This is a genomic window from Pseudomonas cerasi (assembly GCF_027983475.1).
In the GTDB taxonomy this organism is placed as follows: domain Bacteria; phylum Pseudomonadota; class Gammaproteobacteria; order Pseudomonadales; family Pseudomonadaceae; genus Aquipseudomonas; species Aquipseudomonas cerasi.
Window position 1 is genome coordinate 913952 of record NZ_JAQJVM010000002.1, and the last position, 25352, is coordinate 939303.

Here is a 25352-nt window from a genome sequence, read left to right on the forward strand (position 1 = left end):
ACAGTGAAGCGGATAGCAACTATCCTTGCATCCCGTGCGAACCATAACGCCAAAGGTCCATAACCCAAAAACTGGCTGTCGGACATTAAACGCGAGTTACTGACAAAAGCCTTGAGAAATCATTCATGAATAAGCTGTGTTTATTAGGTTTGCTGGTCGGTATGGCCAGTCAGTCGGTGATGGCCCAGACCGTTTCCGCCACGGACAATACAACGCTTCAAGCCAAGAATGCCTTCATCGGCAAACTCATGAAACAAATGACTCTGGACGAAAAGATCGGTCAGTTACGACTCATCAGTATCAGTTCGGAAATGCCACAGCCGCAAATTCTCAAGGAAATTGCCGCCGGAAGAATCGGCGGAACGTTCAACTCCATTACCCGTTCGGAAAATCGTCCGCTGCAGGAAGCCGCAGTCGCCAAAAGCCGTCTGAAAATTCCGATGTTCTTTGCCTACGACGTGGTTCACGGTCATCGCACGATTTTCCCGATCAGCCTGGGCATGGCCGCCAGCTGGGACATGGACGCCATCGCACTGATGGCCCGGGTCTCGGCCAAAGAAGCCAGTGCCGACAGCATCGACATGACTTTCGCCCCCATGGTGGATATTTCCCGCGACCCTCGCTGGGGCCGCAGCTCCGAGGGCTTCGGTGAAGACACTTACCTGGTGTCACGCATTTCCGACGTGATGGTCAGGTCCTTCCAGGGCAAGAACGTCGCAGCCAATGACAGCATCATGGCTGCCGTCAAACACTTCGCCCTGTATGGCGCAGTAGAAGGCGGACGCGACTACAACACCGTGGACATGAGCATGACGCGCATGTACCAGGACTACCTGCCGCCCTACAAGGCCGGCATCGATGCCGGCGCCGGCGGCATCATGGTCGCACTCAACTCGATCAACGGCGTGCCGTCGACCTCCAACAAATGGCTGATGCAGGACCTGTTGCGCAAGGACTGGGGCTTCAAGGGCGTGACCATCAGCGACCACGGTGCGCTCAAGGAACTGATCGACCACGGCGTGGCCAAGGATTTCCGCGAGGCCGCCAAGCTGGCCATCAAGGCGGGCGTCGACCTGAGCATGAACGACGCGGCCTATGGCGAGCAATTGCCTGGCCTGGTGAAAGACGGCGAAGTTTCCATGAAGGAAATCGACAACGCCGTGCGTGAAGTGCTGGGTGCCAAGTACGACATGGGTCTGTTCGCCTCGCCTTACGGCCGCATCGGCGTCGCTACCGATGATCCTGCCGATACCTATTCCGATGACCGCCTGCACCGTGCCGAAGCTCGCGATGTGGCGCGCAAGACACTGGTACTGCTGAAAAACCAGAACGAGACACTGCCGCTGAAGAAACAAGGCACCATCGCAGTGATTGGCGGACTGGCACAAAGTCACCTCGACATGCTCGGCAGCTGGTCGGCAGCGGGTCGTCCCAACCAGTCGGTGACGGTGTATGAAGGGCTGGCCAACGCGGTCGGCGACAAGGCCAAGCTGGTTTATGCGCGCGGTGCCAACGTCAGTGACAACGAACACGTCCTCAACTACCTGAACTTCATCGAGAAGGAAGTAGAGGTCGATCCGCGCCCGGCGCAGGAAATGATCGACGAAGCGGTCAAGGTCGCCGAGCAGGCCGATGTGATCGTTGCCGTGGTCGGCGAGTCGCGCGGCATGTCGCATGAGTCGGCCAGCCGCAGCAGCCTGGACATTCCGGGCAAACAGCGCGACCTGATCAAGGCGCTCAAGGCCACTGGCAAACCACTGGTGCTGGTGCTGATGAATGGCCGTCCGCTGGTTCTGGTCGACGAACAGGAACAGGCTGACGCCATGCTCGAAACCTGGTTCCCGGGCACCGAAGGCGGCAACGCAGTGGCTGATGTGCTATTCGGCGACTACAACCCGTCGGGCAAGCTGGCCATGTCGTTTCCACGCTCGATCGGTCAACTGCCGGTCTACTATGCGCACCTGAACACCGGCCGTCCGTATCACGAAGGCAAGCCAGGCAACTACACCTCGCACTACTTCGAGGAGCCCAATGGCCCGCTGTTTCCGTTCGGTTATGGCCTGAGCTACACCCAGTTCGACGTCTCGGACATCAAGTTGTCGGACGCCAGCATGACGCGCAAAGGCAAGGTGACTGCCAGCGTGACCGTGAAGAATACCGGCAAGGTGGCCGGTGCAACCGTTGTGCAGTTGTATCTGCATGACGTGGCAGCGTCGATCAGCCGTCCGGTAAAAGAACTGAAGAACTTCGAAAAGGTAATGCTTGAGCCCGGAGAAGAAAAAGTCGTGACCTTCACCCTCAGTGAAGACGATCTGAAGTTCTACAACAGCGAGCTCAAGCACGTGGCGGAACCTGGCGAATTCAAGGTCATGATCGGTCTGGACTCGCAAGCAGTGAAAGAAGCGACCTTCAATCTGTTGTAAACCCTGCGCGTGGCGCGTTCGTGAGCATTCGCTCGGGAACGCGCCGATAGGGTCCGATCAGGCTGCGACATGACGCTCAAGCATCGCTACTGGCGCATTACCCTGTACGTGCTGCTGATCCTGGCCGGTGCGGCCCTGTGCGCCGGGCTCGCGATGCGTCAGGCGCAGCGTCACGCCATGTCGGAAGATGCCGCGCGTGCCGAAGGACAGCTGGCACTGTATGCCAATACCCTGCACACCCTGATCGAGCGCTATCGCGCCCTGCCCTCCGTTCTGGCGCTGGACCCGGAAATTCGTGCCGCGCTGAGCGGCCCGGTGACCGGGGAGGTGCAAAACGCCCTCAACCTCAAGCTGGAAAAGATCAACAGCGCGGCTCATTCGTCGACGCTGGAGTTGCTCGACCGGCAGGGTCTGGCGATTGGCGCGAGCAACTGGCGCACGCCCAATAGCTATGTCGGCCACAACTACGCTTTTCGACCCTACTTCCTGCAAACCCGCGCCAAGGGCACCGGGCGTTTCTATGCGGTCGGTGTGACCACCGGAATTCCAGGGTACTTTCTGTCCAGTGCGGTATTGAACGATACCGGCGGGTTCATGGGGGCGATGGTCGTGAAGCTGGAGTTCCCGAGCCTTGAGCAGGAGTGGGATCAGGGTGAGGACCTGCTGCTGGTCAGCGATGAGAAAGGCATCGTGTTCATCGCCAATCAACCAGGCTGGCGCTATCGCGAGCTGCTGCCAATCTCGGTGGAAGATCGTGCCAGCCTGTTGCGCACCCGCCAGTACGACAAGAAAGTATTGTCACCGCTACGCAGCCGGGTCCTCGACAGCTTCAGCGAAAACAGTCATTTGAGCCGTGTCGAAGGCCCGGACGGCACCACGGATTATCTCTGGCAGTCGCTGCCCCTTGCGGATGAGAACTGGACTCTGCATCTGCTGCGCAAGCCGCCCGCGGCCAGTGAGGACGTTCGCAATGCAGGACTGGCTGCCGCGGGTATCTGGCTGGCGCTGGTATTTCTGAGTCTGTTTCTCTATCAGCGCTGGCGACTGGCGCGACTGAGAGAGCGCAACCGGGATGAACTGGAGCGCCTGGTGCAAGAACGCACGCGTGATCTGCAAACCGCGCAGGACGGTCTGGTGCAGTCGGCCAAACTGGCGGCGCTGGGGCAGATGTCGGCAGCGCTGGCCCACGAAATCAACCAGCCGTTGACCGCCCAGCGCATGCAACTGGCGACCCTGCGGCTGCTGCTCGATCAGGGCCGAATCGATGAAGCGTGCAAAGCATTGGTTCCCGTCGATCAGCAACTGACACGAATGGCCGCCTTGACCAGCCACCTGAAGACCTTCGCACGCAAGAGCCCCAGCGGACTGCGCGAACGGCTGGACCTGGCCACGGTGGTCGATCAGGCCTTGTTGCTGCTCGACCCGCGCCTGCGCGAGGAGCACGTCGACTGCGTTCTGCATGTGTCACGTCCGGCATGGGTGCGCGGCGACGCCATCCGCCTGGAACAGGTACTGATAAACCTGCTGCGCAATGCGCTGGACGCCATGCGCGAGTGCCGCTCCAGGCGCCTTGAAGTGCGTATCGACGCCGTCGACAACCAGTGGCGGCTCAGCGTCAGGGACAACGGAAGCGGGATCGCTGCGAAGGATCTGCCGAGCATTTTCGATCCGTTCTTCACCACCAAACCGGTAGGCGACGGCCTGGGCCTTGGCCTGGCTGTGTCGTACGCCATCATTCATGAACTGGGCGGACAACTGACGGCGCAAAACCATGCGGACGGCGCCGAGTTCTGGTTCAGCTTGCCCAATGACTTTCTGGAGGCCTGACCCGGCATGTTGAATTCGGTCATCGTGGTAGACGACGAGGCGCCCATTCGGCAAGCCGTCGAGCAATGGCTGACGCTGTCGGGGTTCGAGGTGCAGGTCTTCGCCCGCGCCGAAGAGTGCCTGGACCGTATACCGGAGCACTTCCCCGGCGTCGTGCTGACCGATGTGCGCATGCCGGGCATGAGCGGCCTGGAGTTGCTGACCCGGCTGCAAGGCGCAGACCGCGACCTGCCAGTCATCCTCCTGACCGGCCATGGCGACGTGCCGATGGCTGTGGAGGCGATGCGCGAAGGGGCCTATGACTTTCTGGAAAAACCCTTCAGCCCGGAAAACCTGATCAGCAACCTGCGGCGCGCCCTCGAGAAACGCCAACTGGTGCTGGAAAACCGCCGCCTGCATGAGCAGGCCGATGCCAGAACCCGCCTGGACGCCACGTTGCTCGGCGTATCGCCCGGTATGCAGACCCTGCGTCGCCAGGTGCTGGAACTGGCGCAACTGCCGGTCAACGTGATCATCCGCGGGGAGACCGGCAGCGGCAAGGAGCTGGTCGCTCGCTGCCTGCATGATTTTGGGCCGCGCGCCGCCAAACCTTTTGTCGCACTCAACTGCGCGGCCATCCCGGAGCACCTGTTCGAAGCCGAGCTGTTCGGCCACGAGAGCGGCGCCTTCACCGGCGCACAGGGCAAGCGCGTCGGTCGCCTGGAATATGCCCACGGCGGCACGGTGTTCCTTGATGAAATCGAGAGCATGCCGATGGCGCAACAGGTCAAGCTGCTGCGCGTTCTACAGGACAAGCGCCTTGAGCGGCTGGGCTCGAATCAGAGTATCGACGTCGACCTGCGAATCATCGCGGCGACCAAACCTGATCTTCTCGAAGAAGCGCGTGCCGGGCGCTTCCGCGAAGACCTGGCCTACCGCCTCAACGTTGCCGAGCTGCGCCTGCCGCCGCTGCGCGAGCGCCTTGAAGACATCGCGCAACTGTTCAGCCACTTCGCCCGCGCCGCCGCCGAGCGTGTAGGCCGGGAAGCGCCAGCGCTGGATGCCGCACATCTAGGTCAGTTGCTCGGCCATGACTGGCCAGGCAACGTGCGCGAGCTGGCCAATGCCGCCGAGCGCCAGGCCCTGGGGCTGGAGCAAGCCCTGCCGCAACCTGATACGCAATGGCCGGGGCACTCGCTGGCGGCGCGTCAGGAGGCCTTCGAAGCACAATGCCTGCGCGCCTCGCTGGCCCGTCACAAAGGCGACATCAAGGCGGTGCTCAATGAATTGCAACTGCCTCGAAGGACGCTGAACGAGAAGATGCAGCGCCATGCTCTGGTACGCGAAACGTTCCTCGAATGAGGGCTGCGCATATTCCGTACAGCTTGTTCCGGCGATAACCGAACATTTCCCGCAGCGCCGGGTCTGCATACTGTCACGGCCATGTGCGGTCGTGATGGCTGGATACTGGCAAGGCATAATGACATCATACCCGCCTGGCTATTCAGCTCATTTTGACAGTCCGAAAGATGGGGCATTTTCTACCGTGAATACTCCCCTCGACCTCCCATTGGGAGGCGGCGAAATGGGTCGGTTTATCCGAGAGACGGACTGGTCTACGTCCGCGCTTGGACCGAAGCAAGCATGGCCCGCAGCGCTACTGTCTTCAATGAACCTGATGCTCAGTTGCCCGGATAGCATGTACCTGCTCTGGGGCCCTGACTACATTCTGTTCTTCAATGACGCTTACTCTCAGGTGCTGCCCATTGCGGCACGACAGGCGCAGGGCCAACCCATTGCCTCGGTGTGGGGCGATGCCTGGGACGCCGTGCGGCCACTCGCCGAGCACGCGCTGGCCGGACAAAGCCGCCGATCCGACAATATTCAGCGCACCATCGTCCGTAATGGCAAGCCCGAGCAGACCTGGTGGTCGCTGTCCTATTCTCCACTGTACGGCGATAGCGGCCTGATCGAGGGGGTATTCTGCCGGGTCAACGAAACCACTTCGCAGGTCATGGCTGAAGCCCGTCAGTCGGAGAACGAAGCGTTCACGGACCGTGTGCTGTCGAGCATCAACGACTGCATCAAGGTGCTGGACCTCGACTCGCGCCTGACCTTCATGAGCGAAGGCGGCCAGCGGATCATGGAAGTCAGCGATTTCAATGCGATTCGCGGCTGCCCCTGGCCCGACTTCTGGCAGGACCAGGGCAATCTGGACGCCATCGCTGCGGTCGAAGCGGCCAGATCGGGTCAAAACGCCAGCTTCACCGGCTCGGCGCAGACCATGGCTGGCACCACCAAGTGGTGGCATGTGCAGGTCAGCCCGATTTTCGGCAAGGATGGCAAACCGGAAAAGATTCTGTGTGTTTCCCGAGACATGACCCAGCTCAGAGACGCTGAAGAAGCGTTGCTGTCGCTCAACGAGACACTCGAGCAGCGCGTGATCGAACGCACCCAGGACCGTGATCGTATCTGGCGGCTGTCGACCGACCTGATGCTGGTGGCGCAGTTCGACGGGATCGTCTCGGCGGTCAATCCGGCCTGGAATCAGGCTCTGGGCTGGTCGGAAGAGCAACTGCTCAACAGCCAGTTCCTGGCACTGGTGCACCCTGAAGACGTGGAAAGTACGCTGGCCGCCATGAGCGGGCTGGAGAACGGCCGCACTATTCCTCACTTCAAGAACCGCTATCGCCATCTGGACGGGTCGTACCGGACCATCTCCTGGACTGCCGTGCCGGACAAACAATTCATCCATGCCGTCGGCCGTGACATTCAGGCCGAGGAAGAGGCCAATGAAGCGTTGCGGCTTTCGCAGGACGCCCTGCACCAGGCGCAGAAGCTGGAAGCCATCGGTCAACTGACCGGCGGCGTGGCGCATGATTTCAATAACCTGTTGACGGTGATCCGCTCCTGCAGCGACCTGTTGAAATCGCCAAACCTCGAAGAGTCCCGTCGCGTTAAGTATGTCGAGGCCATTTCCAGCACGGTAGACCGAGCCGCTCGCCTGACCGGACAGTTGCTGGCGTTTGCCCGCCGCCAGGCCTTGCAGCCGGAAGTGTTCGATGTCTGCAAGAGCGTGGCGCGCATTGGCGAGATGATGGACACGCTTACCGGCGCACGTATTCAGGTCAGCATCGACCTGCCTGCCGAGCCGTGCTTCATCTTTGCCGACGGCAGCCAGTTCGACACAGCGCTGGTCAACATGGTGGTCAACGCCCGCGATGCCATGTCCGGCGCGGGTAAGTTGGTCATAAAGGTTGATTGCGCTGCCTGTACTGCCGACGATCAACCCGCTTCACTCGGTGAGGGTGATTATGTAAGGGTATCGCTGACCGATACCGGCGCAGGTATCGCCAAGGAGAAGCTGGGGCTGATCTTCGAACCGTTCTATACCACCAAGAGTGTCGGCCAGGGCACGGGGCTGGGGTTGTCGCAGGTATTCGGTTTTGCCAAACAGTCGGGCGGTGAAGTTCTGGTTGAAAGCGAGCTGGGCAAGGGCAGCCGCTTCACGCTGTGCCTGCCCAGCGCACAACGTCACGAAGTGATCCAGGAAGATAATCACCATATCCTCCCCCCATTGCCAGGGATGTGCGTGCTGATGGTCGAGGACAATCAGGACATCGGCACCTATACACGCCCGATGCTTGAGCAATTGGGCTTTCAGGTGCTCTGGGTGAGCAGTGCCGCCGAGGCGCTGAAAGAGCTCTCCGGCAACCCGGAAAACTTTCATGTGGTGTTCTCGGACATCGCCATGCCGGGCATGAGCGGACTGGAGCTGTACGCCGAAATCGAAGCGCGCTATCCGTGGATGCCGGTGGTTCTTACCACCGGGTACAGCACTGAGTTCGCGACGATCGCTCAGGACGAAACACACCGCTTCGACCTGCTGCAGAAACCCTACTCCAAAGATGATCTGGCGGCGATTCTGCACAAGGCCGTGAGTCGTACCGGCGAACACTGATGGTGTGGATTGGTCTGAATCCATCATGCCAGCGGATTCACTGATGCCTGATACGCATGAGTGAACCCCGGCACTTCCCACGCATAAAACCAAGACAACACCGGTTGCCTTGATTCAGAATCACGCAAAACATCGCAACACTCTTAGAGCAGGGAGCATTTTCGAGATGATCGTTGGTATTGATCTGGGGACCACCAACAGCCTGGTGGCTGTATGGCGCGACGGCAGCAGTGAACTGGTGACCAACGCACTGGGTGAAACTCTCACCCCCAGCGTTGTCGGGCTGGACGATGACGGGCAGATTCTGGTCGGCAAGGCGGCCCGCGAACGACTGCAGACTCACCCGGAAAAAACCACGGCCCTGTTCAAACGCTACATGGGCAGTGCCCAGGAAATTCGCTTGGGCTCTGCTACTTACCGCCCGGAAGAGTTGTCCTCGCTGGTCCTCAAAAGCCTGAAAGCCGATGTCGAGCGCGCGTTTGGCGAGCCTGTTACGGAAGCGGTGATCAGCGTCCCGGCCTATTTCAGCGACGCTCAGCGTAAAGCCACGCGTATTGCCGGAGAGCTGGCGGGGCTCAAGGTCGAGAAGCTCATCAACGAGCCGACAGCGGCGGCACTCGCGTATGGCCTTCACCAGAAGGAAGGCGAAACTTCGTTTCTGGTCTTCGATCTGGGTGGCGGTACGTTCGACATCTCGATCCTCGAACTCTTCGACGGCGTGATGGAAGTGCGTGCCAGTGCCGGCGACAACTTTCTGGGGGGTGAAGATTTCGACCAGGTCATGGTCGATCACTTCGTGAAGCTGCACCGCGATGAGCCGGACTTCCCGTCAACGGAGCTGATTGCCCCGGCCTTGCGGCGCGAAGCCGAGCGAGTGCGCAGGGCTTTGGGTCAGGACGGAAGTGCCGACTTCGTATTGCGTCACGCCGAGAGGGAATGGCGCAAGACCATTACTCAAGAGCAGATGAGCGATTTTTATGCGCCCCTGCTTAACCGCCTGCGCGCTCCGGCCGAGCGTGCGCTTCGAGACGCGAGGATACGCGTCGCCGATCTGGACGAGATTCTGCTGGTGGGCGGCACAACGCGGATGCCACTGATCCGCAAGCTTGCCGCGAGCCTGTTCGGGCGCTTCCCTTCCATCGCACTCAACCCTGATGAAATCGTCGCACAGGGCGCCGCGGTGCAAGCGGCGCTCAAGCAGCGGGACGCAGCGCTGGAGGAGATCGTCCTCACCGACGTATGCCCTTACACGCTGGGAATCGAGACCATCGCGCAAATTGCCAATCGCTATGAAAGCGGTCATTACCTGCCCATTATCGAACGCAACAGCGTCGTACCGGTCAGCCGGGTAAAAACAGTTCAGACCGTCAGTGATGATCAGGAACACGTCATGGTGCGGATCTTTCAGGGCGAAAGTCGCATGGTCAAGGACAACATTGCGCTGGGTGAGCTCATCATTCCGATACCCAAGGCCAAGGCCGGCGAAGTAGCGCTGGATGTGCGCTTTACCTATGACAACAACGGCCTGCTGGAGGCCGATGTGATGACACAGCTGACCGGGGAACGTCACAAGCTGGTTATCGAAAACAACCCTGGCGTGATGACGCCTGATGAAATACAGGAACGCCTTCAGGTACTCGAAGCGCTCAAAGTCCATCCACGCGAACAGCAGGCCAACACTCACCTGATCGCCAGACTTGAACGCCTGTACCAGGAATGCCTGGGCAGCGATCGAGAACTTATCGATCACTGGACCAGCCAGTTTCAGCATGTGCTGGAGACACAGGACGAGCGGCAGATCAGCGAAATTCGCAAGCAACTCAAACAGGAAGTCGACACGTTCGAGCAGGGCGCAAGATGATCGACTGTTGGTCCGTACTTGAGCTGAATAACGATGCCGACGAGCGCAGCATCAAACGACAATATGCCCGGCTATTGAAGGTCAACCGTCCTGATGAAGACCCGGCAGCCTTCCAGAATCTGCGTGATGCCTATGAAGAGGCGCTGCAGCTGGCACGATCACGCGCGGACGAAGATGAGCCGCCCGTCATGCTGCGCCAGCCTTTGCCTGAGCCCTCGCCTGCCCCCCTCCTGACAACGACTGTTATCGAGCAGCCCGATGGCATGGACTGGCTTCAACAGGTCAGGCAGACCACTGCGCAGAATCTGCCCGAGCAACAGCAGATCGCCATGGAGCACGGACAGGCGGAGCGCTTTCAACAACTGTTGCTGCTGGAGTGCCTGAACGACTCGGCGCGCCGTGTCGAGTTGATCAAAGCTGCATTTCAGCATTTGCGCTGGCTGACGGTATGGCAAAGCATTCATATCAGCAGCTACCAGCAGCACGCCTTGGCAGAGGCGATATTGCGCGAGGCGTTCGAAGCGTTCAGCGCACTCATCGAGAACGGACAGCATGCGCGCTTCATTGAAGAACTTCGGGCGCTGGAACAACAGCCCTGGCTGACAGAACTGGAGCGTCGCGAGCATTTGCAATGCAGGTGCATGGTCTTGCTGATTGCCAGCCACCCTGTGACCTCTGACCTGCTGGAACAGACGCGCGCGGTATTTGGCTGGAACCTGCAGCAAAACCTCCACCCCGGTCCCGAAGACCTCTGGCAGGCGCTGCGCCAGCGATACGAAGAAGTGGAGTATGCCGAGCATCTGCAACGCCTGCTCGATGCCAAACCAAGCACTGCCGAAGGCAAGGCCGCGCACTTGATGTTCAAGCCGCCACGTCTGGCCGCGCGGATCCGTACCGCAGTCAAGCAAGACGCTTCGGTGTGGAACGCCTGCGCGCATATTCAGGAGCAGTTGACCGTTCACTACCCCGACGTCCTCAAGCGCTACCCCGAAGCGGACCTGAGCGCCTGGAAACTCATGCGTGAGCAGAGCGACTTCACGCCGCTCATCTGGGTCTACATAGGCGCGTTTCTGCTGGCGTTGCTGGCACCCCCGCTGGCGCCTGAAGGTGTGGAGTACGATCCGGGAACGCGGGTCCTCGTGCTATTCCTGTCACCGCTCTGGACAACCGTCGGCTTCTTCATCTTCATCTGCGTATGGCGTCCGCTGATGGTTCTGGCAGAGCCAGCCGATGCGTGGCTGAGCAGCAAGTTACTGCCCAAGGTGCTGAGCTGGCCCGGTGCCCAGGCGCTGGTCTTGCGGCATGGCCTCCCCTTTTTGTTTCTGGGCCTTGTCCAGGTGCTCGACGGCCCGCGGACACTTCTGGCTTATCTGGTGCTGGCGGTGCTGTGGGTCGCCGTGTCGCCTTATCGCTACCTGTTTCAAACAGCGCCTATCCGGCAAAGGATTCGGCAGTTTTATGCAAGGCACACGATCATGGTGATCATCGGCACGCTGAGCATCGTCATGGCGGCGCTGTTGCTCTCCTCCAAACTGAGCGCTTGAGCGGTCTTCTGTCGGCAATCGACCAGAACGCCCTGCTGCGAGCGCCCCCATCGGCAAGAATCCGCTTACCTCAACCGGGCAGATAAGCGGATTCTTGCTCATCAAAGATTCCCGACCGCTCTAGAACAAGCCCTCATGGTGTGGCACAGCTCCTGCTATGTAACAGGTAGGGCACCCAATGCCTCCTTCCAAAAATAATGAAAACAAGGAACATCATGGAAACCTCCAATCCCGCCTCCCATGGGTCGGCTGCTACTGCTGCTGGCCAGAAAACCACCTCCAGCCGTCTCAAATCGATTTTCAGTGGCTCGGTCGGCAACATGGTCGAGTGGTACGACTGGTACGTCTACGCCGCCTTCTCGCTGTACTTCGCCAAAGCCTTCTTTCCCAAGGGCGACACCACCGCGCAGCTGCTTAACACCGCCGCGATCTTCGCCGTCGGCTTTCTGATGCGGCCCATCGGTGGCTGGCTGATGGGGCTTTACGCCGACTACAAAGGGCGCAAGGCTGCGCTGATGGCCTCGGTGCTGCTGATGTGCTTCGGCTCGCTGATCATTGCCCTGACACCAGGCTATGAAAGCATCGGCGTCGGTGCTCCGATCCTGCTGGTGTTCGCCCGCTTGCTGCAGGGGCTGTCTGTCGGCGGTGAATACGGCACGTCCGCCACCTACCTGAGCGAAATGGCCACCAAGGAACGTCGCGGCTTTTTCTCCAGCTTTCAGTACGTGACGCTGATTTCCGGCCAGCTCATCGCACTGGGCGTGCTGATCGTGCTGCAACAGACGCTGACCACCGAGCAACTGTATGCCTGGGGCTGGCGCATCCCGTTCGTCATCGGTGCCCTGTGCGCAATCGTCGCGCTGTTCCTGCGTCGTGGCATGGAAGAAACCGAATCGTTCACGCGCAAGAAGAAGGAAAAGCCCAAGGAAAGCCTGATGCGCACGCTGATGCGTCATCCCAAGGAACTGATGACCGTCGTCGGTCTGACCATGGGCGGGACACTGGCTTTCTACACCTACACCACTTACATGCAGAAGTATCTGGTCAACACCGTCGGCATGAGCATCACCGACTCGACGTCGATATCAGCGGCAACACTGTTTCTGTTCATGCTGTTGCAACCGGTCGTCGGCGCGCTGTCCGACAAGGTCGGGCGTCGTCCGATCCTCATTGCGTTCGGCGTGTTGGGAACGCTGTGTACCGTACCGATCCTGACCACGCTGCATACCATTCAGACATGGTGGGGTGCGTTCTTCCTGATCATGGCGGCGCTGATCATCGTCAGCGGTTATACCTCGATCAACGCAGTGGTGAAGGCCGAGCTGTTTCCGACCGAGATCCGCGCGCTGGGCGTCGGCCTGCCTTACGCCCTGACGGTATCGATCTTCGGCGGTACTGCGGAATACATCGCGCTGTGGTTCAAGAGCATCGGTATGGAAACCGGTTACTACTGGTACGTCACTGCCTGTATCGCCTGCTCGCTGCTGGTGTATGTGTTCATGAAAGATACCCGCAAGCACTCGCGCATCGAAACTGACTGATCGGATTGCGACGATTCTCGTGCCCAGGCTCCGCTCTCGTCGTTATATATAAATCTCGTAGGAGCGAGCTTGCTCGCGAAGAGGCCGGTACAACCTCCAGAAATAGAGCGTTATGACTGACTCTTCGTGAGCAATGGGGATCGCCGCCCCGTTCACTCCATTTTTCGGGCTTATCGAGACCTGTGTATAACGCTAAGGACTCTGCCAAGGCACGAGAGTCATCAAGCTCGCTTACAACGATCAATATCATCGTCCGCATCGATACATCAGCCGCTACTAAACAATCAATTACATCCATGACCTGCAACAGAGTGTTACAGGGCGGTGCATCATTTGGCCAAATTTCAGTAATAACCACTTGAATTATCTGTACTTTTAATTTGTCAAGGGCCTTTATTACAAGACTTTTCAAGAATTGCACCACAATAATGCAACCCCGCCTGAAAGGCCCGAAACCAGAGCATTACAGCCAACTATCATTTTCAGCGATGATCGCTAGCAATCCTATTAACTTCTTAATAATCCGCTGGCGCGTAGCATTGCCTCCATACCGGGATGACAACTCACCCGACACTCATTGGAGACATCATCATGAAAACCAACACATTGATCTTTGGCCTGGCTATCTCTGTTCTGGCTTCCAGCGCATTTGCACTTCCAGTCACCCACGTTCAAAGCGACCTGTCCAGTGCCACCCTCGTTGCTGAAGGCGGTACCAAACATACCAACGTCGGCTCGATCCGCGTATCCGCTGACGGCGCCGATCACGTCGGTGCCAATCGTCTGGCCGCTGATGGTGCAGATCGCGTCGGTGCCAACCGTCAGGCTGCCGATGGTGCAGACCACGTCGGTGCCAATCGTCTTGCGGCAGACGGTGCAGATCGCGTAGGCGCCAATCGTCTGGGCTGATCGCTCACGCAACATCCCAAGCCCGGCCAATGTCGGGCTTCTTCATGTCTGGCTCAGAGTGAAACACGCGAACTGCTCTGGCATCCTCTGCAAATGCGCAGCACTATGCTGACATCCATTATTGAGCCCATCAGGAACCGAGCATGTCAGACGCTATTCACTCCTACGAGCCTTCCAAGGGTCACGGCCTGCCGCACGACCCGTTCAACGCGATTGTAGGCCCACGCCCGATTGGCTGGATTTCGTCGCAGGATGCCAACGGCAAACTCAACCTGGCACCTTACAGCTTCTTCAATGCGTTCAACTACGTGCCGCCGATCATCGGGTTCTGCAGCGTGGGTCGCAAGGACAGCCTCAATAATATCGAGCAGACCGGCGAGTTCGTCTGGAACCTGGCGACCCGCTCGCTGGCCGAAGCCATGAACCAGAGCTGCGCACCGGTAGCGCCGGATGTCAGCGAATTCGAGCTGGCAAACCTGACACCACTGGCCTCGCAGATCGTCTCGGTGCCGCGTGTACTCGAAACGCCGGTGTCGTTCGAGTGCAAGGTCACGCAGATCATTCAGTTGCAACGCGCCGACAAGGAACTGGTGCCCAGCTGGTTGATTCTGGGCGAGGTCGTGGCGGTGCACATCGACAAGTCACTGCTCAAGGACGGCGTTTACGACACTGCCGCCGCCGAGCCGATTCTGCGCGGCGGCGGCCCGGCGGATTACTTCCAGCTTGGCCCGGAAGCGCTGTTCAAGATGTTCCGCCCAGGCGCCTGATCAGGCGTCAGCCCAGATCGGTTCGCCCTCTGCATCAATATCGACCAGCCGCTTCAGCTCTTGCACAGCGGCCAGGTCGGCATCATCGGCGGTCTTGAATTTCTGGTCCGGCAGCAGCGCATGGAAGCGCGGTGCGCCGCCGGCACCCAGCGCCTTTACGGCAATCGCCGCGTTATAACCCTGCTCGGACGGCATCACTGCCGAGACCACTTCAAACCCGTTGTATTCCTTGCGTGCCATGTGTCTCAACCCTGCCAATACGTCAAAGCGCGAATTCTAGCGCGTCTTCCGGTTCGTCCGACATGCGGCATTCAGCGATAACGGCAGCCGACGCAAAACCCAACCTTGTCCTACACTCTAATCAGTTCTTTCAAACTGCTCTGTAGCCGAGGTAAGGAGTGCGTCATGAAAGCAATAACAAGAAAATGCATGGTTGTCTCAGGAGCTCTGGCGGTATTGGCCGTCTACACCGCCGGCGCCTATCGTAACGAACTGGCGCGCCAGGCCCCTTATGTCTCCAGCTGTACGTTTGGCCATTGCGTGCCAACCGATGCCACCTTCAGCGCCTTGCGATGAGGCTCGCACAGCGTGAATTGCATCGCCATTCCGCAAAGGCACCTATCGATTAGCAAGCTATCGGATTAGACTGGCCAGACTCTCCCGCCACACTTGCGGCGGGTCAACACTGCCATCAGGTTTTGCCTTGACCAGTCTTACTCATACGCCTCCGGCCATTCGTAGCATCCTGTTTGCGTTGATGATGGCAGTCCTGCTCAGTGCGCTGGACCAAACCATCGTCGCGGTCTCGATGCCTGCCATTTCCGCCCAGTTCAGGGACATCGATCTACTGGCGTGGGTTATTTCCGCCTACATGGTGTCGCTGACCGTGGCTGTGCCGATCTACGGCAAGCTCGGCGATCTTTACGGGCGACGTAAACTGATGCTGTTCGGGCTGGGGATTTTTACCCTGGCCTCGCTGTTCTGTGGTCTGGCGCAAAGCATGGAACAACTGGTGCTGGCGCGCGTCCTTCAGGGTATCGGCGCGGGCGGGATGGTTTCGGTCAGCCAGGCGATCATCGCCGACATCGTTCCACCTCGTGAGCGTGGCCGTTATCAGGGTTACTTCAGCAGCATGTACGCCGTGGCCAGCGTCGCCGGGCCGGTGCTCGGTGGCCTGATGACTGAATACCTGTCCTGGCGCTGGGTGTTTCTGATCAATCTGCCATTGGGGGCCGCCGCGCTGATCGTCGCGTATCGGACCCTCGTCGGCCTGCCAGCACCGCAACGCAAGCCGATTATCGATTATCTGGGTACCGTGCTGATGATCATCGGCCTGACAGCGCTGCTGCTGGGGATTACCGAGATTGGCCAAGGGCACGGTCTGGACGATACCGAGGTTCAGTTGTTACTGGGCACCGCCCTGCTGACACTGGCTATTTTCGTCTGGTATGAACGTCGCACGGCCGAACCCTTGCTGCCCATGCATCTGTTCACCAACAAGAGCGCGGTGCTGTGCTGGTGCACCGTGTTCTTCACCAGCTTTCAGGCCATCTCCCTGATTGTCCTGATGCCGCTGCGTTACCAGACCGTCACCGGTGGCGGAGCAGACAGCGCCGCCCTGCACTTGCTTCCGCTGGCGATCGGCATGCCGATGGGTGCCTATTTCGCCGGGCGACGCACCGCGCATACCGGGCGCTACAAGCCGCTTATCCTGACCGGTGCGCTGCTGATGCCGATTGCGATTCTGGGCATGGCCTTCACGCCGCCGCAATCGCTGATAGTGATGAGCCTGTTCATGATTCTCACGGGGGTTGCGACCGGCATGCAGTTCCCCACCTCATTGGTGGGCACTCAGAATTCGGTTCAGCCGCGGGATATGGGCGTGGCCACCAGCACGACCAATCTATTCCGCTCGCTGGGTGGCGCCGTGGGCGTGGCACTGATGTCGGCGCTGCTGCTGGCCATGTTGCAGCACACCGGCGTCGGTCAACTCGGTGCAGGGGCGCTGGGTGGCGAAGGCAGCTCCGGCAACGTCCTGCTCGACAGTCTGAACGCGGCCACCGGACCCGCGCTGGAAACCCTGCGCGCCGAACTGGCACTGACCTTTAGAAACCTGCTGATCACCAGCGCGGCCATTTCGCTGCTCGGCCTTGCGGCAGCCGCAGTGATGCCCAATACGCTATTGCGAGGACGGGACTGATTCGCTTCTCGGGCTCAGGAAGGCATCCCGGCCCAGAACCACTGCGTTTTCTTGCTCTTTATATGGGCAAACTCAGGCATCAGTTCGCCCTCATCGAAGTGCCGACGGGAGCCTGACTGAGCGCTGCTGAACCAACTGCCTGAGCGAGGGCATACTTGCCCGGCATCGACCGGCGGCAGCGGCTTTTCATCGAATCGCGCATACCACTGCGCAGTGGTTTCATCGGTAAAGCCAATTCCTGGAGCCAGGTAGGGATGAAGATTGCCGGTGTCCTGCAAGCGGATTGGCTTGATCATCCTGTTGACCGTCACATAAGGCTTTGGCGGCGGCAGCCCTCGCCCACCCAGCTCGGGCACCTCACCGGCGCGAATGATCAGGCCGTTGCGGTAGGTGTGAAACACGATCTCGCTGTGTGCACTCATCTCGCCGCGCATTTTGTCGCTGCCTCCCAACTGCCTGACGAACGCATCACCGAGCACGGTGTACCAACTGACGCCCTTGATACGGTCCAGCAGACGCAGGCTTTCAATGTGCGGGCCGGGGTCGACCATCAGCCCGCTGTAATCCTGAGCCAGCCGATATTCCCAAGGCAAATACTGATGACCGTCACACGGCAACACGCAGGCAAGACCACCAAAGCCGTGCTCGGCCTGCAGTTCGCTGCTGAGGTACCTGATCCAGTTCTCGTAATGCTTCAACCCCTCGGGCTCGGTCAGATACGACCAGGGCAAGACCATTTTCAGACACGATCGATCGTTGTCGGCCTGCCCCTCCGAGGTGTTCATCACAAACAGGCTGTAGGTAGCGACTTCAGCCTGAGTCGCACTGGCGATAGACCAGATGAACTGCTCGTCTGGCGGACTCTCGACAATCTGACGCCGGGTCGAGGCAAACCCGGCGCCGCTCAGGCGCCGCATGCGTTTGAACAGTTGCCATTTGAGTTTCGTTTTGAACGCGTCATAGAAGCGCGAAAAACAGGCCTCGACGCGACGCTTCATCTCCACGCTGTGGCCGTTGCGAAAATACAGCGTGGTGATCAACCCCAATCGAATGACCGGTGTGCCCAATACGGAATCCATGGCCACACGCTCGGATTGTTGCGTGATCCTGGCCAATAACCTCACAGCGTCAGTTGCAGTATCCGACATGCTCCGCCCTCCCATTATTCGCGGAAGTCAGGTTTTTGCGCGTGCGTGCATGCCCTTCACAGGTTTTGATCAGCCCGGAAATCTCCCCGCTCATGGGGTAGCCGAGGCCCTGCCCGCCCGATTGGACATCAACATAACTGGCGATGATTTCAGGGCACATAAGCGCAAGATCCGGCAAAAACATGCAACTTTCCTCTCTTCTGTTCTTTCAGGGGCGAAGAGTGAAGGGAGTTTTCCTGCGGAGCAATACTCGGAATTTACTTTGGGAAATCAGCTACATGTATCAGGAAATGTCCTACCTGCTTCCTACAATATCTTGTCAGATCAACGCTCGCCGATGCTTGCACGGCGAGCGCAATCCATGAATACCGATAAACGATCGGTAAACCCGCTATATAAGAGGCACGAATTGGAGTTAGGCTCTGCACAGAGTCGCTGGGAGGCGGAACCGGCGGGTGCCGCCGGTCGTGTTCAGTCAGACGCCAGTCGTTGAGCGAGTTTCATTGATCAGCAACGTCGGACTGAAGCGCAGCATGTCCAGACACACGTCGACCAATTGCTCGGCCTCTGCGGGCAACGAGAAGCTGTCGGGGACCAGCAGCCACTGATAGATGATGCCATTGACGTAGGCAAACAGGGCCACTGCAGCCCGGGCCGTGTCCAGCCCTTTGGGCAATTGTCCCTGGCGTACGGCATTGTTCAGCCCCAGGGTGATACGGTCGTGGCACTGTATGGCGTTGTCCTGGCGCTGACGACGAAAATCACACATCTCGTCGGTAAACTCGCACTTGTGAAACAGGATTTCATTGATGCGACGGGTTTTCGGGTCCAGTGCGAGTTCATGAAACAGGTGAATCAACAGATTTCTCATGCAGCCCAGCGGGTCTTCCTCGTCCTCGCTCTGACTGGCCTCCGCCATTTCGTCGAGAGGCTCCTGAAGACTGTCGAGCATGGCCTGCACCAGATCGGCCTTATTATTGAAGTGCCAATAAATGGCGCCTCGCGTCACACCGGCAAGCGTCGCAATATCGGCCAGCGTGGTGCGGGCGACGCCTCGCTCATAAAAAGCCTGCTCGGCAGCCTCCAGGATCTGGCTGCGAGTGATCTGAGCTTCCTCTTTGGTGCGACGAACCATGGCAATAAGACCTCAAAAAATTCACCTCAGGCACGCGTCTTGCGTCATGCCTCGAGATATGGCCGGGCGGCATTTGTCTCGCCTTGTCCCGAATCGGCTCCCGGCTCCCTGAATAGTGGCCGAATGCGCATTGCGGTGTTTACAAACAGCCGCGAATGTAAGTATATTCCTTAGCATGCTACTTATCTAGCCGAAATATTTTTTTACACTTCAACGTACTGTTGAGATAACAGGCTCCTGCCCCGAGGATCTTCATGCAATTCAAGCCAGCTGTTACCGTTCTGGTCACTGCCGTCGCCCTGGCAACCCTGCTCAGTGGCTGTAGCAAGAAGGAACAGGCCGCCCCGCCTGCGCAAACCCCTCAGGTAGGCGTCGTTACCATCAAAGCACAGCCGTATACCCTGACCACCGAGCTGCCAGGCCGGACCACCGCCTTCCGCGTCGCCGAGGTTCGCCCTCAGGTCAACGGCATCATTCTCAAGCGTCTGTTCACCGAAGGTGGCGATGTCAAAGCCGGTCAGCAGCTCTATCAGATCGACCCGGCTGTCTATGAGGCCAACGCCAACAGCGCCAAGGCCACCCTGCAGTCCGCCAAGTCGATGTCCGACCGCTACAAGCAACTGGTCAGCGAGCAAGCGGTAAGCCGTCAGGAATACGACACGGCGCTGGCCTCCACCCAGGAAGCTCAGGCTACCCTGCAGACCGCCCAGATCAACCTGCGCTACACCAAGGTGCTGGCCCCTATTTCCGGCCGTATCGGTCGCTCTGCGGTGACTGAAGGCGCATTGGTGAGCAGCGCGCAGACCGACGCGATGGCAACCATCCAGCAGCTCGATCCGATCTATGTCGACGTGGTGCAGTCGTCTGCCGACATGCTCAAGCTGCGCAGCGATCTGGACAGCGGCAAGCTGCAGAAAGCCGGCGACAACGCCGCCAAGGTCAAGCTGACACTGGAAGACAACAGCGTCTACGGCCAGGAAGGCAAACTGGAATTCGCCGAAGTGTCGGTTGACCAGACCACCGGCTCCGTGACCCTGCGTGCCGTGTTCCCGAACCCTGAACACCGTCTGCTGCCGGGCATGTTCGTTCACGCCCAATTGCAGGCTGGCGTCAACTCGAAAGCCATTCTGGCACCGCAGCAAGGCGTGACCCGCGACCTGAAAGGCACGCCGACCGCCATGGTCGTCAATCAGGACAACAAGGTTGAAATGCGTACGCTGGTGGCCAATCGCACCGTGGGCAGCGACTGGCTGATCGAAGACGGCCTGAAGGAAGGCGATCGTGTCATCACCGAAGGCTTGCAGTACGTCAAACCCGGCGCCGAAGTGAAAGTCGCCGAAGCGACCAACGTCAAAGGAGCAAACCCGGCACCTGCCCCGGCCACTGATAAAGCCGCAGGCAGCAAAGGGGAGTAACCCATGTCGAAATTTTTTATTGATCGACCCATTTTTGCCTGGGTTATTGCCCTCGTGATCATGCTGGTCGGCGCGCTGTCGATTTCCAGCCTGCCGATCAATCAGTACCCGAGCATCGCACCGCCTGCCATCGGTATCCAGGTCACCTATCCGGGCGCGTCTGCCCAGACGGTGCAGGACACGGTGGTTCAGGTCATCGAGCAACAGCTCAACGGTATCGATAACCTGCGTTATGTCAGCTCGGAAAGTAACTCCGACGGCAGCATGACCATCACGGCGACCTTCAATCAGGGCACCAACCCGGATACGGCGCAGGTACAGGTACAGAACAAGCTCAACCTCGCCACCCCGCTGCTGCCGCAGGAAGTGCAGCAACAGGGTATCCGCGTCACCAAGGCAGTGAAGAACTTCCTGATGGTGATCGGCCTGGTGTCGGAAGACGGCAGCATGGGCAAGGAAGACCTGGCCAACTACATCGTGTCGAACATGCAGGACCCGATCTCGCGGACCTCCGGTGTGGGTGACTTCCAGGTGTTCGGTTCGCAGTACGCCATGCGTATCTGGCTCGATCCGGCCAAGCTGAACAACTTCCAGCTGACGCCAGTGGACGTGAAAGACGCGATCACCGCGCAGAACGTCCAGGTGTCGTCCGGCCAGTTGGGCGGCCTGCCATCGATCAGCGGCCAGCAGTTGAACGCCACGATCATCGGCAAGACCCGTCTGCAGACCGCCGAGCAGTTCGGCAATATCTTCCTCAAGGTCAACACCGACGGCTCGCAGGTTCGCCTGAAAGACGTCGCCACCGTGGGCCTGGGCGCAGAGAACTACAGCACCGACTCGCAGTTCGACGGCAAACCGGCTTCCGGTCTGGCCATCAAACTCGCCACCGGCGCCAACGCACTGGACACCGCCAAGGCCATCCGCGCGACCGTTTCCTCGCTGGAGCCGTTCTTCCCGCCTGGCATGAAAGTCGTGTACCCGTATGACACCACACCGGTGGTCAGCGAATCGATCAACGGCGTGGTGCACACCCTGATCGAAGCGATCGTGCTGGTGTTCCTGGTGATGTACCTGTTCCTGCAGAACTTCCGCGCAACCATCATCACCACGATGACGGTTCCGGTGGTCTTGCTGGGTACGTTCGGTATCCTCGCGGCCTTCGGCTTCACCATCAACACCCTGACCATGTTCGGTATGGTGCTGGCCATCGGCTTGCTGGTGGACGATGCGATTGTCGTGGTGGAAAACGTCGAGCGGGTCATGGAGGAGGAAAAGCTCTCCCCGCGCGACGCCACGATCAAATCCATGACTCAGATTCAGGGCGCGCTGGTCGGTATTGCCCTGGTGCTCTCTGCGGTTCTGTTGCCAATGGCGTTCTTCGGCGGCTCCACCGGGGTGATCTACAAGCAGTTCTCGATCACCATCGTCTCGGCCATGGCCCTGTCGGTCGTGGTTGCGCTGATCTTCACCCCGGCGCTGTGCGCCACCATGCTCAAGCCCATCGATCACGAGAAGCACGGGCAACCGAAACGTGGTTTCTTCGGCTGGTTCAACCGCACCTTCGACCGCAGCGTTCTGAGTTACGAGCGCGGCGTCGGCAACATGCTCAAGCACAAGTGGCCTGCGTATCTGGGTTACATACTGATCTGTGCGGGCATGGTGTTCATGTTCATGCGTATTCCGGCTGCGTTCCTGCCCGAAGAAGACCAGGGCGTTATCTTCGCCCAGATCCAGACACCGGCCGGCTCCTCGACCGCGCGTACGCAGGAAGTCATCGATCAGATGCGTGAGTACCTGCTGACCAAGGAAAGCGGCGCAGTGAAGTCGGTGTTCTCGGTAAACGGCTTCAACTTCGCGGGCCGCGGTCAAAGCTCGGCGATTGCCTTCGTGATGCTCAAGCCGTGGGAGGAGCGTGATTCCAATAACAGCGTCTTCGAACTGGCCAAGCGGGCTCAGGGCTATTTCTTCAGCCTGCGCGACGCGATGGTGTTTGCGGTCGTCCCGCCTTCGGTACTCGAACTGGGTAACGCCACCGGCTTCGACGTTTACTTGCAGGATCAGGGCGGCGTGGGTCACGACAAGCTGATGGAAGCGCGTAACCAGTTCCTCGGCATGGCCGCACAGAGCAAGATTCTGGCGGGCGTACGTCCGAACGGGCTGAACGACGAACCGCAGTACCAACTGATCATCGACGATGAGCGCGCCAGTGCATTGGGCATCACTCTGTCGGACATCAACAACACCCTGTCCATCGCGTTGGGTGGCAGCTACGTCAACGACTTCATCGACCGTGGCCGTGTAAAGAAGGTGTACATTCAGGGCGATGCAGGTGCGCGTATGACACCTGAAGACCTGAAGAAATGGTACGTGCGCAACAGCGCGGGTGAGATGGTGCCGTTCTCGGCCTTCGCCAGCGGCAAATGGTCCTACGGCTCGCCGAAACTGTCACGCTACAACGGCGTGGCGGCAGAGGAAGTGCTCGGTACTCCCGCCCCTGGTTACAGCAGCGGCGAGGCAATGGCTGAAGTCGAGGCGCTGGCCAAGAAGCTGCCACAAGGTATCGGCATTTCGTGGACCGGTCTGTCCTACGAGGAACGCCTGTCCGGATCGCAGGCCCCTGCCCTGTATGCCCTGTCGTTGCTGGTAGTGTTTCTCTGTCTGGCGGCGCTGTATGAAAGCTGGTCGATTCCGATCGCGGTCATCCTCGTGGTGCCACTGGGGGTTATCGGTGCACTGATGGCAACCAGCCTGCGCGGTCTGTCCAACGACGTGTTTTTCCAGGTCGGGCTGCTGGTGACGGTAGGCCTGGCGGCGAAAAACGCCATTCTGATCGTCGAGTTCGCCAAAGAGCTTCACGAACAGGGCAAGAGCCTGGTCGACTCGGCGATCGAGGCCTGCCGCATGCGTCTGCGCCCGATCATCATGACCTCCATGGCCTTCATCCTCGGCGTTGTACCGCTGGCGATTTCCTCGGGCGCAGGTTCGGGCAGTCAGCATTCGATCGGTACAGGCGTAATTGGCGGTATGATCACCGCAGTTATTCTGGCGATCTTCTGGGTGCCCCTGTTCTTCGTAACGGTTTCGGGGCTCTTCAAGAGCAAGCAGAAACATATTTCACACGATGAGGCTGGCCAATGAGCAAGTCATTGATCTCACTTGCAGTTACCGCGTTCATTCTCGGCGGCTGCTCTTTGATCCCCGATTACAAGCAGCCGGAAGCACCGGTCGCCGCACAATATCCGCAAGGGCCGGCGTACTCGCCGGTCGAAGGCGCCAAAATGGCCGCCGCGGAACAAGGCTGGCGGCACTTCTTCAATGACCCGGCGCTGCAACAGCTGATTCAGACTGCACTGCTCAACAACCGTGACCTGCGGGTTGCGGCGCTGAACATCGACGCTTACCGCGCCCAGTACCGTATCCAGCGCTCGGACCTGTTCCCTGCTGTTTCGGCCACCGGCAGCGGTACACGTCAGCGCGTGCCAGCCGACCAGTCGCAAACCGGTCAGTCCGGCATCACCAGCAGCTACTCGGCCAGCCTCGGCGTCAGCTCGTACGAGCTGGACCTCTTCGGCCGGGTCCGCAGCCTCAGCGAGCAGGCGCTGGAGACCTACTTCGCCAGCGAGGAAGCGCGTCGCAGCACCCAGATCAGTCTGGTGGCCAGCGTCGCCAATGCCTACATGACCTGGCAGGCCGACAAGGAACTGCTCAAGCTGACGCAGGACACCCTGAAGACCTACGAAGAAAGCTTCCGCCTGACCTCGCGTGCCAGCGAAGTCGGCGTTTCTTCGGCACTGGACCTGAGCCAGTCGCGCACCGCCGTCGAAAGCGCGCGCGCCAAACTGGCCCAGTACCAGCGCCTGGTTGCCCAGGATCAGAACAGCCTGGTGCTGCTGCTCGGCACCAGCCTGCCTGACAATCTGCCGGCCAGCCACTTGCTCGATTCCGACATGCTGACCGAAATGCCGGCAGGCCTGCCGTCCGACCTGCTGCAGCGTCGTCCGGACATTCTGGAGGCCGAGCACTTGCTCAAGGCGGCCAACGCCAACATCGGCGCGGCACGTGCGGCGTTCTTCCCGAGCATCAGCCTGACGGCCAGTGCCGGGACCAGCAGCAGCGAGCTGTCCGGCCTGTTCAAGGGCGGATCGGGTGCCTGGCTGTTCCAGCCAAGCATCAACATCCCGATCTTCAACGCCGGCAACCTGCGCGCCAGCCTGGACTACTCGAAAATCCAGAAGGAAATCAGCGTCGCCAACTACGAGAAGGCGATTCAGACCGCTTTCCAGGAAGTGTCCGACGGCCTGGCTTCACGCAAGACCTATGACGAGCAGCTCCAGGCGCAACGCGACTTCGTCGCAGCCAACCAGGACTACTACCGTCTGGCCGAGCGTCGCTACCGGATCGGCATCGACAGCAACCTGACCTTCCTCGACGCCCAGCGCTCGCTGTTCAGTGCGCAGCAAACGCTGATCACCGATCGCCTGTCGCAGCTGACCAGCGAGGTCAACCTGTACAAGGCCCTCGGCGGCGGCTGGTATGAAAGAACCGGACAGACCGAAACCATCTCCAAGGAGAAGCCTTCGGTTCAGCTGTTCTGATTGACAGCGGCACACAAAAAAACCACCTGATCAGGTGGTTTTTTTGT

Annotated in this window: 18 protein-coding genes; 14 read left to right on the forward strand and 4 right to left on the reverse strand. The window is 59.5% G+C overall.

Translation table 11 applies throughout. The features are described 5' to 3' along the window. Window positions 1–125: 125 nt before the first annotated feature. The 9 genes from bglX to PI739_RS13240 all read left to right on the forward strand — a co-directional run bounded on the left by bglX (window position 126) and on the right by PI739_RS13240 (window position 14812). Complete coding sequence (gene bglX / locus PI739_RS13200; RefSeq protein WP_054082089.1) at window positions 126–2423, forward strand: beta-glucosidase BglX; 2298 nt, start codon at window positions 126–128, stop codon at window positions 2421–2423. Window positions 2424–2492: 69 nt separating this feature from the next. Then, window positions 2493–4250, forward strand: a complete 1758-nt coding sequence (locus PI739_RS13205; RefSeq protein WP_054082088.1) for a sensor histidine kinase — start codon at window positions 2493–2495, stop codon at window positions 4248–4250. Window positions 4251–4256: 6 nt separating this feature from the next. Continuing rightward, window positions 4257–5591: a sigma-54-dependent transcriptional regulator gene (locus PI739_RS13210; RefSeq protein WP_054082087.1), complete on the forward strand. Its 1335-nt coding sequence runs from the start codon at window positions 4257–4259 to the stop codon at window positions 5589–5591. Between the two features lie 223 nt (window positions 5592–5814). Then, window positions 5815–8190, forward strand: a complete 2376-nt coding sequence (locus PI739_RS13215) for a PAS domain-containing protein (RefSeq protein ID WP_080376717.1) — start codon at window positions 5815–5817, stop codon at window positions 8188–8190. A 166-nt stretch (window positions 8191–8356) separates the two neighbouring features. Continuing rightward, entirely contained in the window at window positions 8357–10051 is a 1695-nt protein-coding gene (locus PI739_RS13220; protein ID WP_003363802.1) for a molecular chaperone HscC, read from the forward strand. Then, window positions 10048–11595, forward strand: coding sequence for a J domain-containing protein (locus PI739_RS13225; protein ID WP_054082085.1), 1548 nt, complete (start codon window positions 10048–10050; stop codon window positions 11593–11595). The genes PI739_RS13220 and PI739_RS13225 overlap by 4 nt, the downstream gene beginning before the upstream one ends. Before the next feature lie 215 nt (window positions 11596–11810). Next, window positions 11811–13136, forward strand: a complete 1326-nt coding sequence (locus PI739_RS13230; RefSeq protein WP_003363806.1) for an MFS transporter — start codon at window positions 11811–11813, stop codon at window positions 13134–13136. 591 nt (window positions 13137–13727) lie between these two features. Beyond that, a complete protein-coding gene (locus PI739_RS13235) occupies window positions 13728–14045 on the forward strand; it encodes a hypothetical protein (protein ID WP_003363807.1) in 318 nt (105 codons plus the stop codon). Between the two features lie 143 nt (window positions 14046–14188). Further along, entirely contained in the window at window positions 14189–14812 is a 624-nt protein-coding gene (locus tag PI739_RS13240) for a flavin reductase family protein (RefSeq protein WP_003406312.1), read from the forward strand. Here the strand turns inward: PI739_RS13240 and PI739_RS13245 are convergent, their stop codons facing one another. After that, on the reverse strand, window positions 14813–15052 hold the full coding sequence (locus PI739_RS13245; RefSeq protein WP_054082084.1) for a hypothetical protein: 240 nt from the start codon (window positions 15050–15052) through the stop codon (window positions 14813–14815). It lies immediately after the preceding gene. 189 nt (window positions 15053–15241) lie between these two features. On the opposite strand from PI739_RS13245, the gene PI739_RS13250 reads away from it, so the two are divergent. Both PI739_RS13250 and PI739_RS13255 read left to right on the forward strand, forming a co-directional pair. Further along, window positions 15242–15388, forward strand: coding sequence for a hypothetical protein (locus tag PI739_RS13250; protein ID WP_175550595.1), 147 nt, complete (start codon window positions 15242–15244; stop codon window positions 15386–15388). Window positions 15389–15497: 109 nt separating this feature from the next. Then, complete coding sequence (locus tag PI739_RS13255; RefSeq protein WP_310888532.1) at window positions 15498–17012, forward strand: MDR family MFS transporter; 1515 nt, start codon at window positions 15498–15500, stop codon at window positions 17010–17012. Between the two features lie 14 nt (window positions 17013–17026). Here the strand turns inward: PI739_RS13255 and PI739_RS13260 are convergent, their stop codons facing one another. From PI739_RS13260 to pmeR, 3 genes are all read right to left on the reverse strand, one after another. Beyond that, entirely contained in the window at window positions 17027–18160 is a 1134-nt protein-coding gene (locus PI739_RS13260) for a DUF3396 domain-containing protein (protein WP_054082082.1), read from the reverse strand. Continuing rightward, window positions 18141–18344 (reverse strand): hypothetical protein, encoded by a 204-nt coding sequence (locus PI739_RS13265; protein ID WP_054082081.1) that lies wholly within the window; start codon window positions 18342–18344, stop codon window positions 18141–18143. Before PI739_RS13265 ends, PI739_RS13260 begins: the two co-directional genes overlap by 20 nt. Window positions 18345–18635: 291 nt before the next feature. Next, window positions 18636–19295: an auxin-lysine conjugate-binding transcriptional regulator PmeR gene (gene pmeR / locus PI739_RS13270; protein WP_054082080.1), complete on the reverse strand. Its 660-nt coding sequence runs from the start codon at window positions 19293–19295 to the stop codon at window positions 18636–18638. Between the two features lie 254 nt (window positions 19296–19549). Between pmeR and PI739_RS13275 the strand changes: the two genes are divergently transcribed. From PI739_RS13275 to PI739_RS13285, 3 genes are read left to right on the forward strand one after another with little or no spacing between them, the layout of a single operon-like run. Beyond that, a complete protein-coding gene (locus PI739_RS13275) occupies window positions 19550–20710 on the forward strand; it encodes an efflux RND transporter periplasmic adaptor subunit (protein WP_003413226.1) in 1161 nt (386 codons plus the stop codon). A 3-nt stretch (window positions 20711–20713) separates the two neighbouring features. Beyond that, window positions 20714–23848: an efflux RND transporter permease subunit gene (locus PI739_RS13280; RefSeq protein WP_044308897.1), complete on the forward strand. Its 3135-nt coding sequence runs from the start codon at window positions 20714–20716 to the stop codon at window positions 23846–23848. Further along, window positions 23845–25305, forward strand: a complete 1461-nt coding sequence (locus tag PI739_RS13285; protein ID WP_271351948.1) for an AdeC/AdeK/OprM family multidrug efflux complex outer membrane factor — start codon at window positions 23845–23847, stop codon at window positions 25303–25305. Before PI739_RS13280 ends, PI739_RS13285 begins: the two co-directional genes overlap by 4 nt. The last annotated feature ends 47 nt before the right edge of the window (window positions 25306–25352 follow it).

Excerpts from the sequence above, each read along its gene's own strand:
- PI739_RS13265 (WP_054082081.1), bottom strand. The coding sequence starts at position 18,344 with ATGTTTTTGCCGGATCTTGCGCTTATGTGCCCTGAAATCATCGCCAGT.
- PI739_RS13225 (WP_054082085.1), top strand. The coding sequence starts at position 10,048 with ATGATCGACTGTTGGTCCGTACTTGAGCTGAATAACGATGCCGACGAG.
- PI739_RS13230 (WP_003363806.1), top strand. The coding sequence starts at position 11,811 with ATGGAAACCTCCAATCCCGCCTCCCATGGGTCGGCTGCTACTGCTGCT.
- PI739_RS13240 (WP_003406312.1), top strand. The coding sequence starts at position 14,189 with ATGTCAGACGCTATTCACTCCTACGAGCCTTCCAAGGGTCACGGCCTG.
- PI739_RS13220 (WP_003363802.1), top strand. The coding sequence starts at position 8,357 with ATGATCGTTGGTATTGATCTGGGGACCACCAACAGCCTGGTGGCTGTA.
- PI739_RS13245 (WP_054082084.1), bottom strand. The coding sequence starts at position 15,052 with ATGGCACGCAAGGAATACAACGGGTTTGAAGTGGTCTCGGCAGTGATG.
- PI739_RS13215 (WP_080376717.1), top strand. The coding sequence starts at position 5,815 with ATGGGTCGGTTTATCCGAGAGACGGACTGGTCTACGTCCGCGCTTGGA.
- PI739_RS13235 (WP_003363807.1), top strand. The coding sequence starts at position 13,728 with ATGAAAACCAACACATTGATCTTTGGCCTGGCTATCTCTGTTCTGGCT.
- PI739_RS13205 (WP_054082088.1), top strand. The coding sequence starts at position 2,493 with ATGACGCTCAAGCATCGCTACTGGCGCATTACCCTGTACGTGCTGCTG.
- PI739_RS13275 (WP_003413226.1), top strand. The coding sequence starts at position 19,550 with ATGCAATTCAAGCCAGCTGTTACCGTTCTGGTCACTGCCGTCGCCCTG.
- PI739_RS13250 (WP_175550595.1), top strand. The coding sequence starts at position 15,242 with ATGGTTGTCTCAGGAGCTCTGGCGGTATTGGCCGTCTACACCGCCGGC.
- PI739_RS13210 (WP_054082087.1), top strand. The coding sequence starts at position 4,257 with ATGTTGAATTCGGTCATCGTGGTAGACGACGAGGCGCCCATTCGGCAA.
- PI739_RS13260 (WP_054082082.1), bottom strand. The coding sequence starts at position 18,160 with ATGTCGGATACTGCAACTGACGCTGTGAGGTTATTGGCCAGGATCACG.
- bglX (WP_054082089.1), top strand. The coding sequence starts at position 126 with ATGAATAAGCTGTGTTTATTAGGTTTGCTGGTCGGTATGGCCAGTCAG.
- PI739_RS13280 (WP_044308897.1), top strand. The coding sequence starts at position 20,714 with ATGTCGAAATTTTTTATTGATCGACCCATTTTTGCCTGGGTTATTGCC.
- pmeR (WP_054082080.1), bottom strand. The coding sequence starts at position 19,295 with ATGGTTCGTCGCACCAAAGAGGAAGCTCAGATCACTCGCAGCCAGATC.
- PI739_RS13285 (WP_271351948.1), top strand. The coding sequence starts at position 23,845 with ATGAGCAAGTCATTGATCTCACTTGCAGTTACCGCGTTCATTCTCGGC.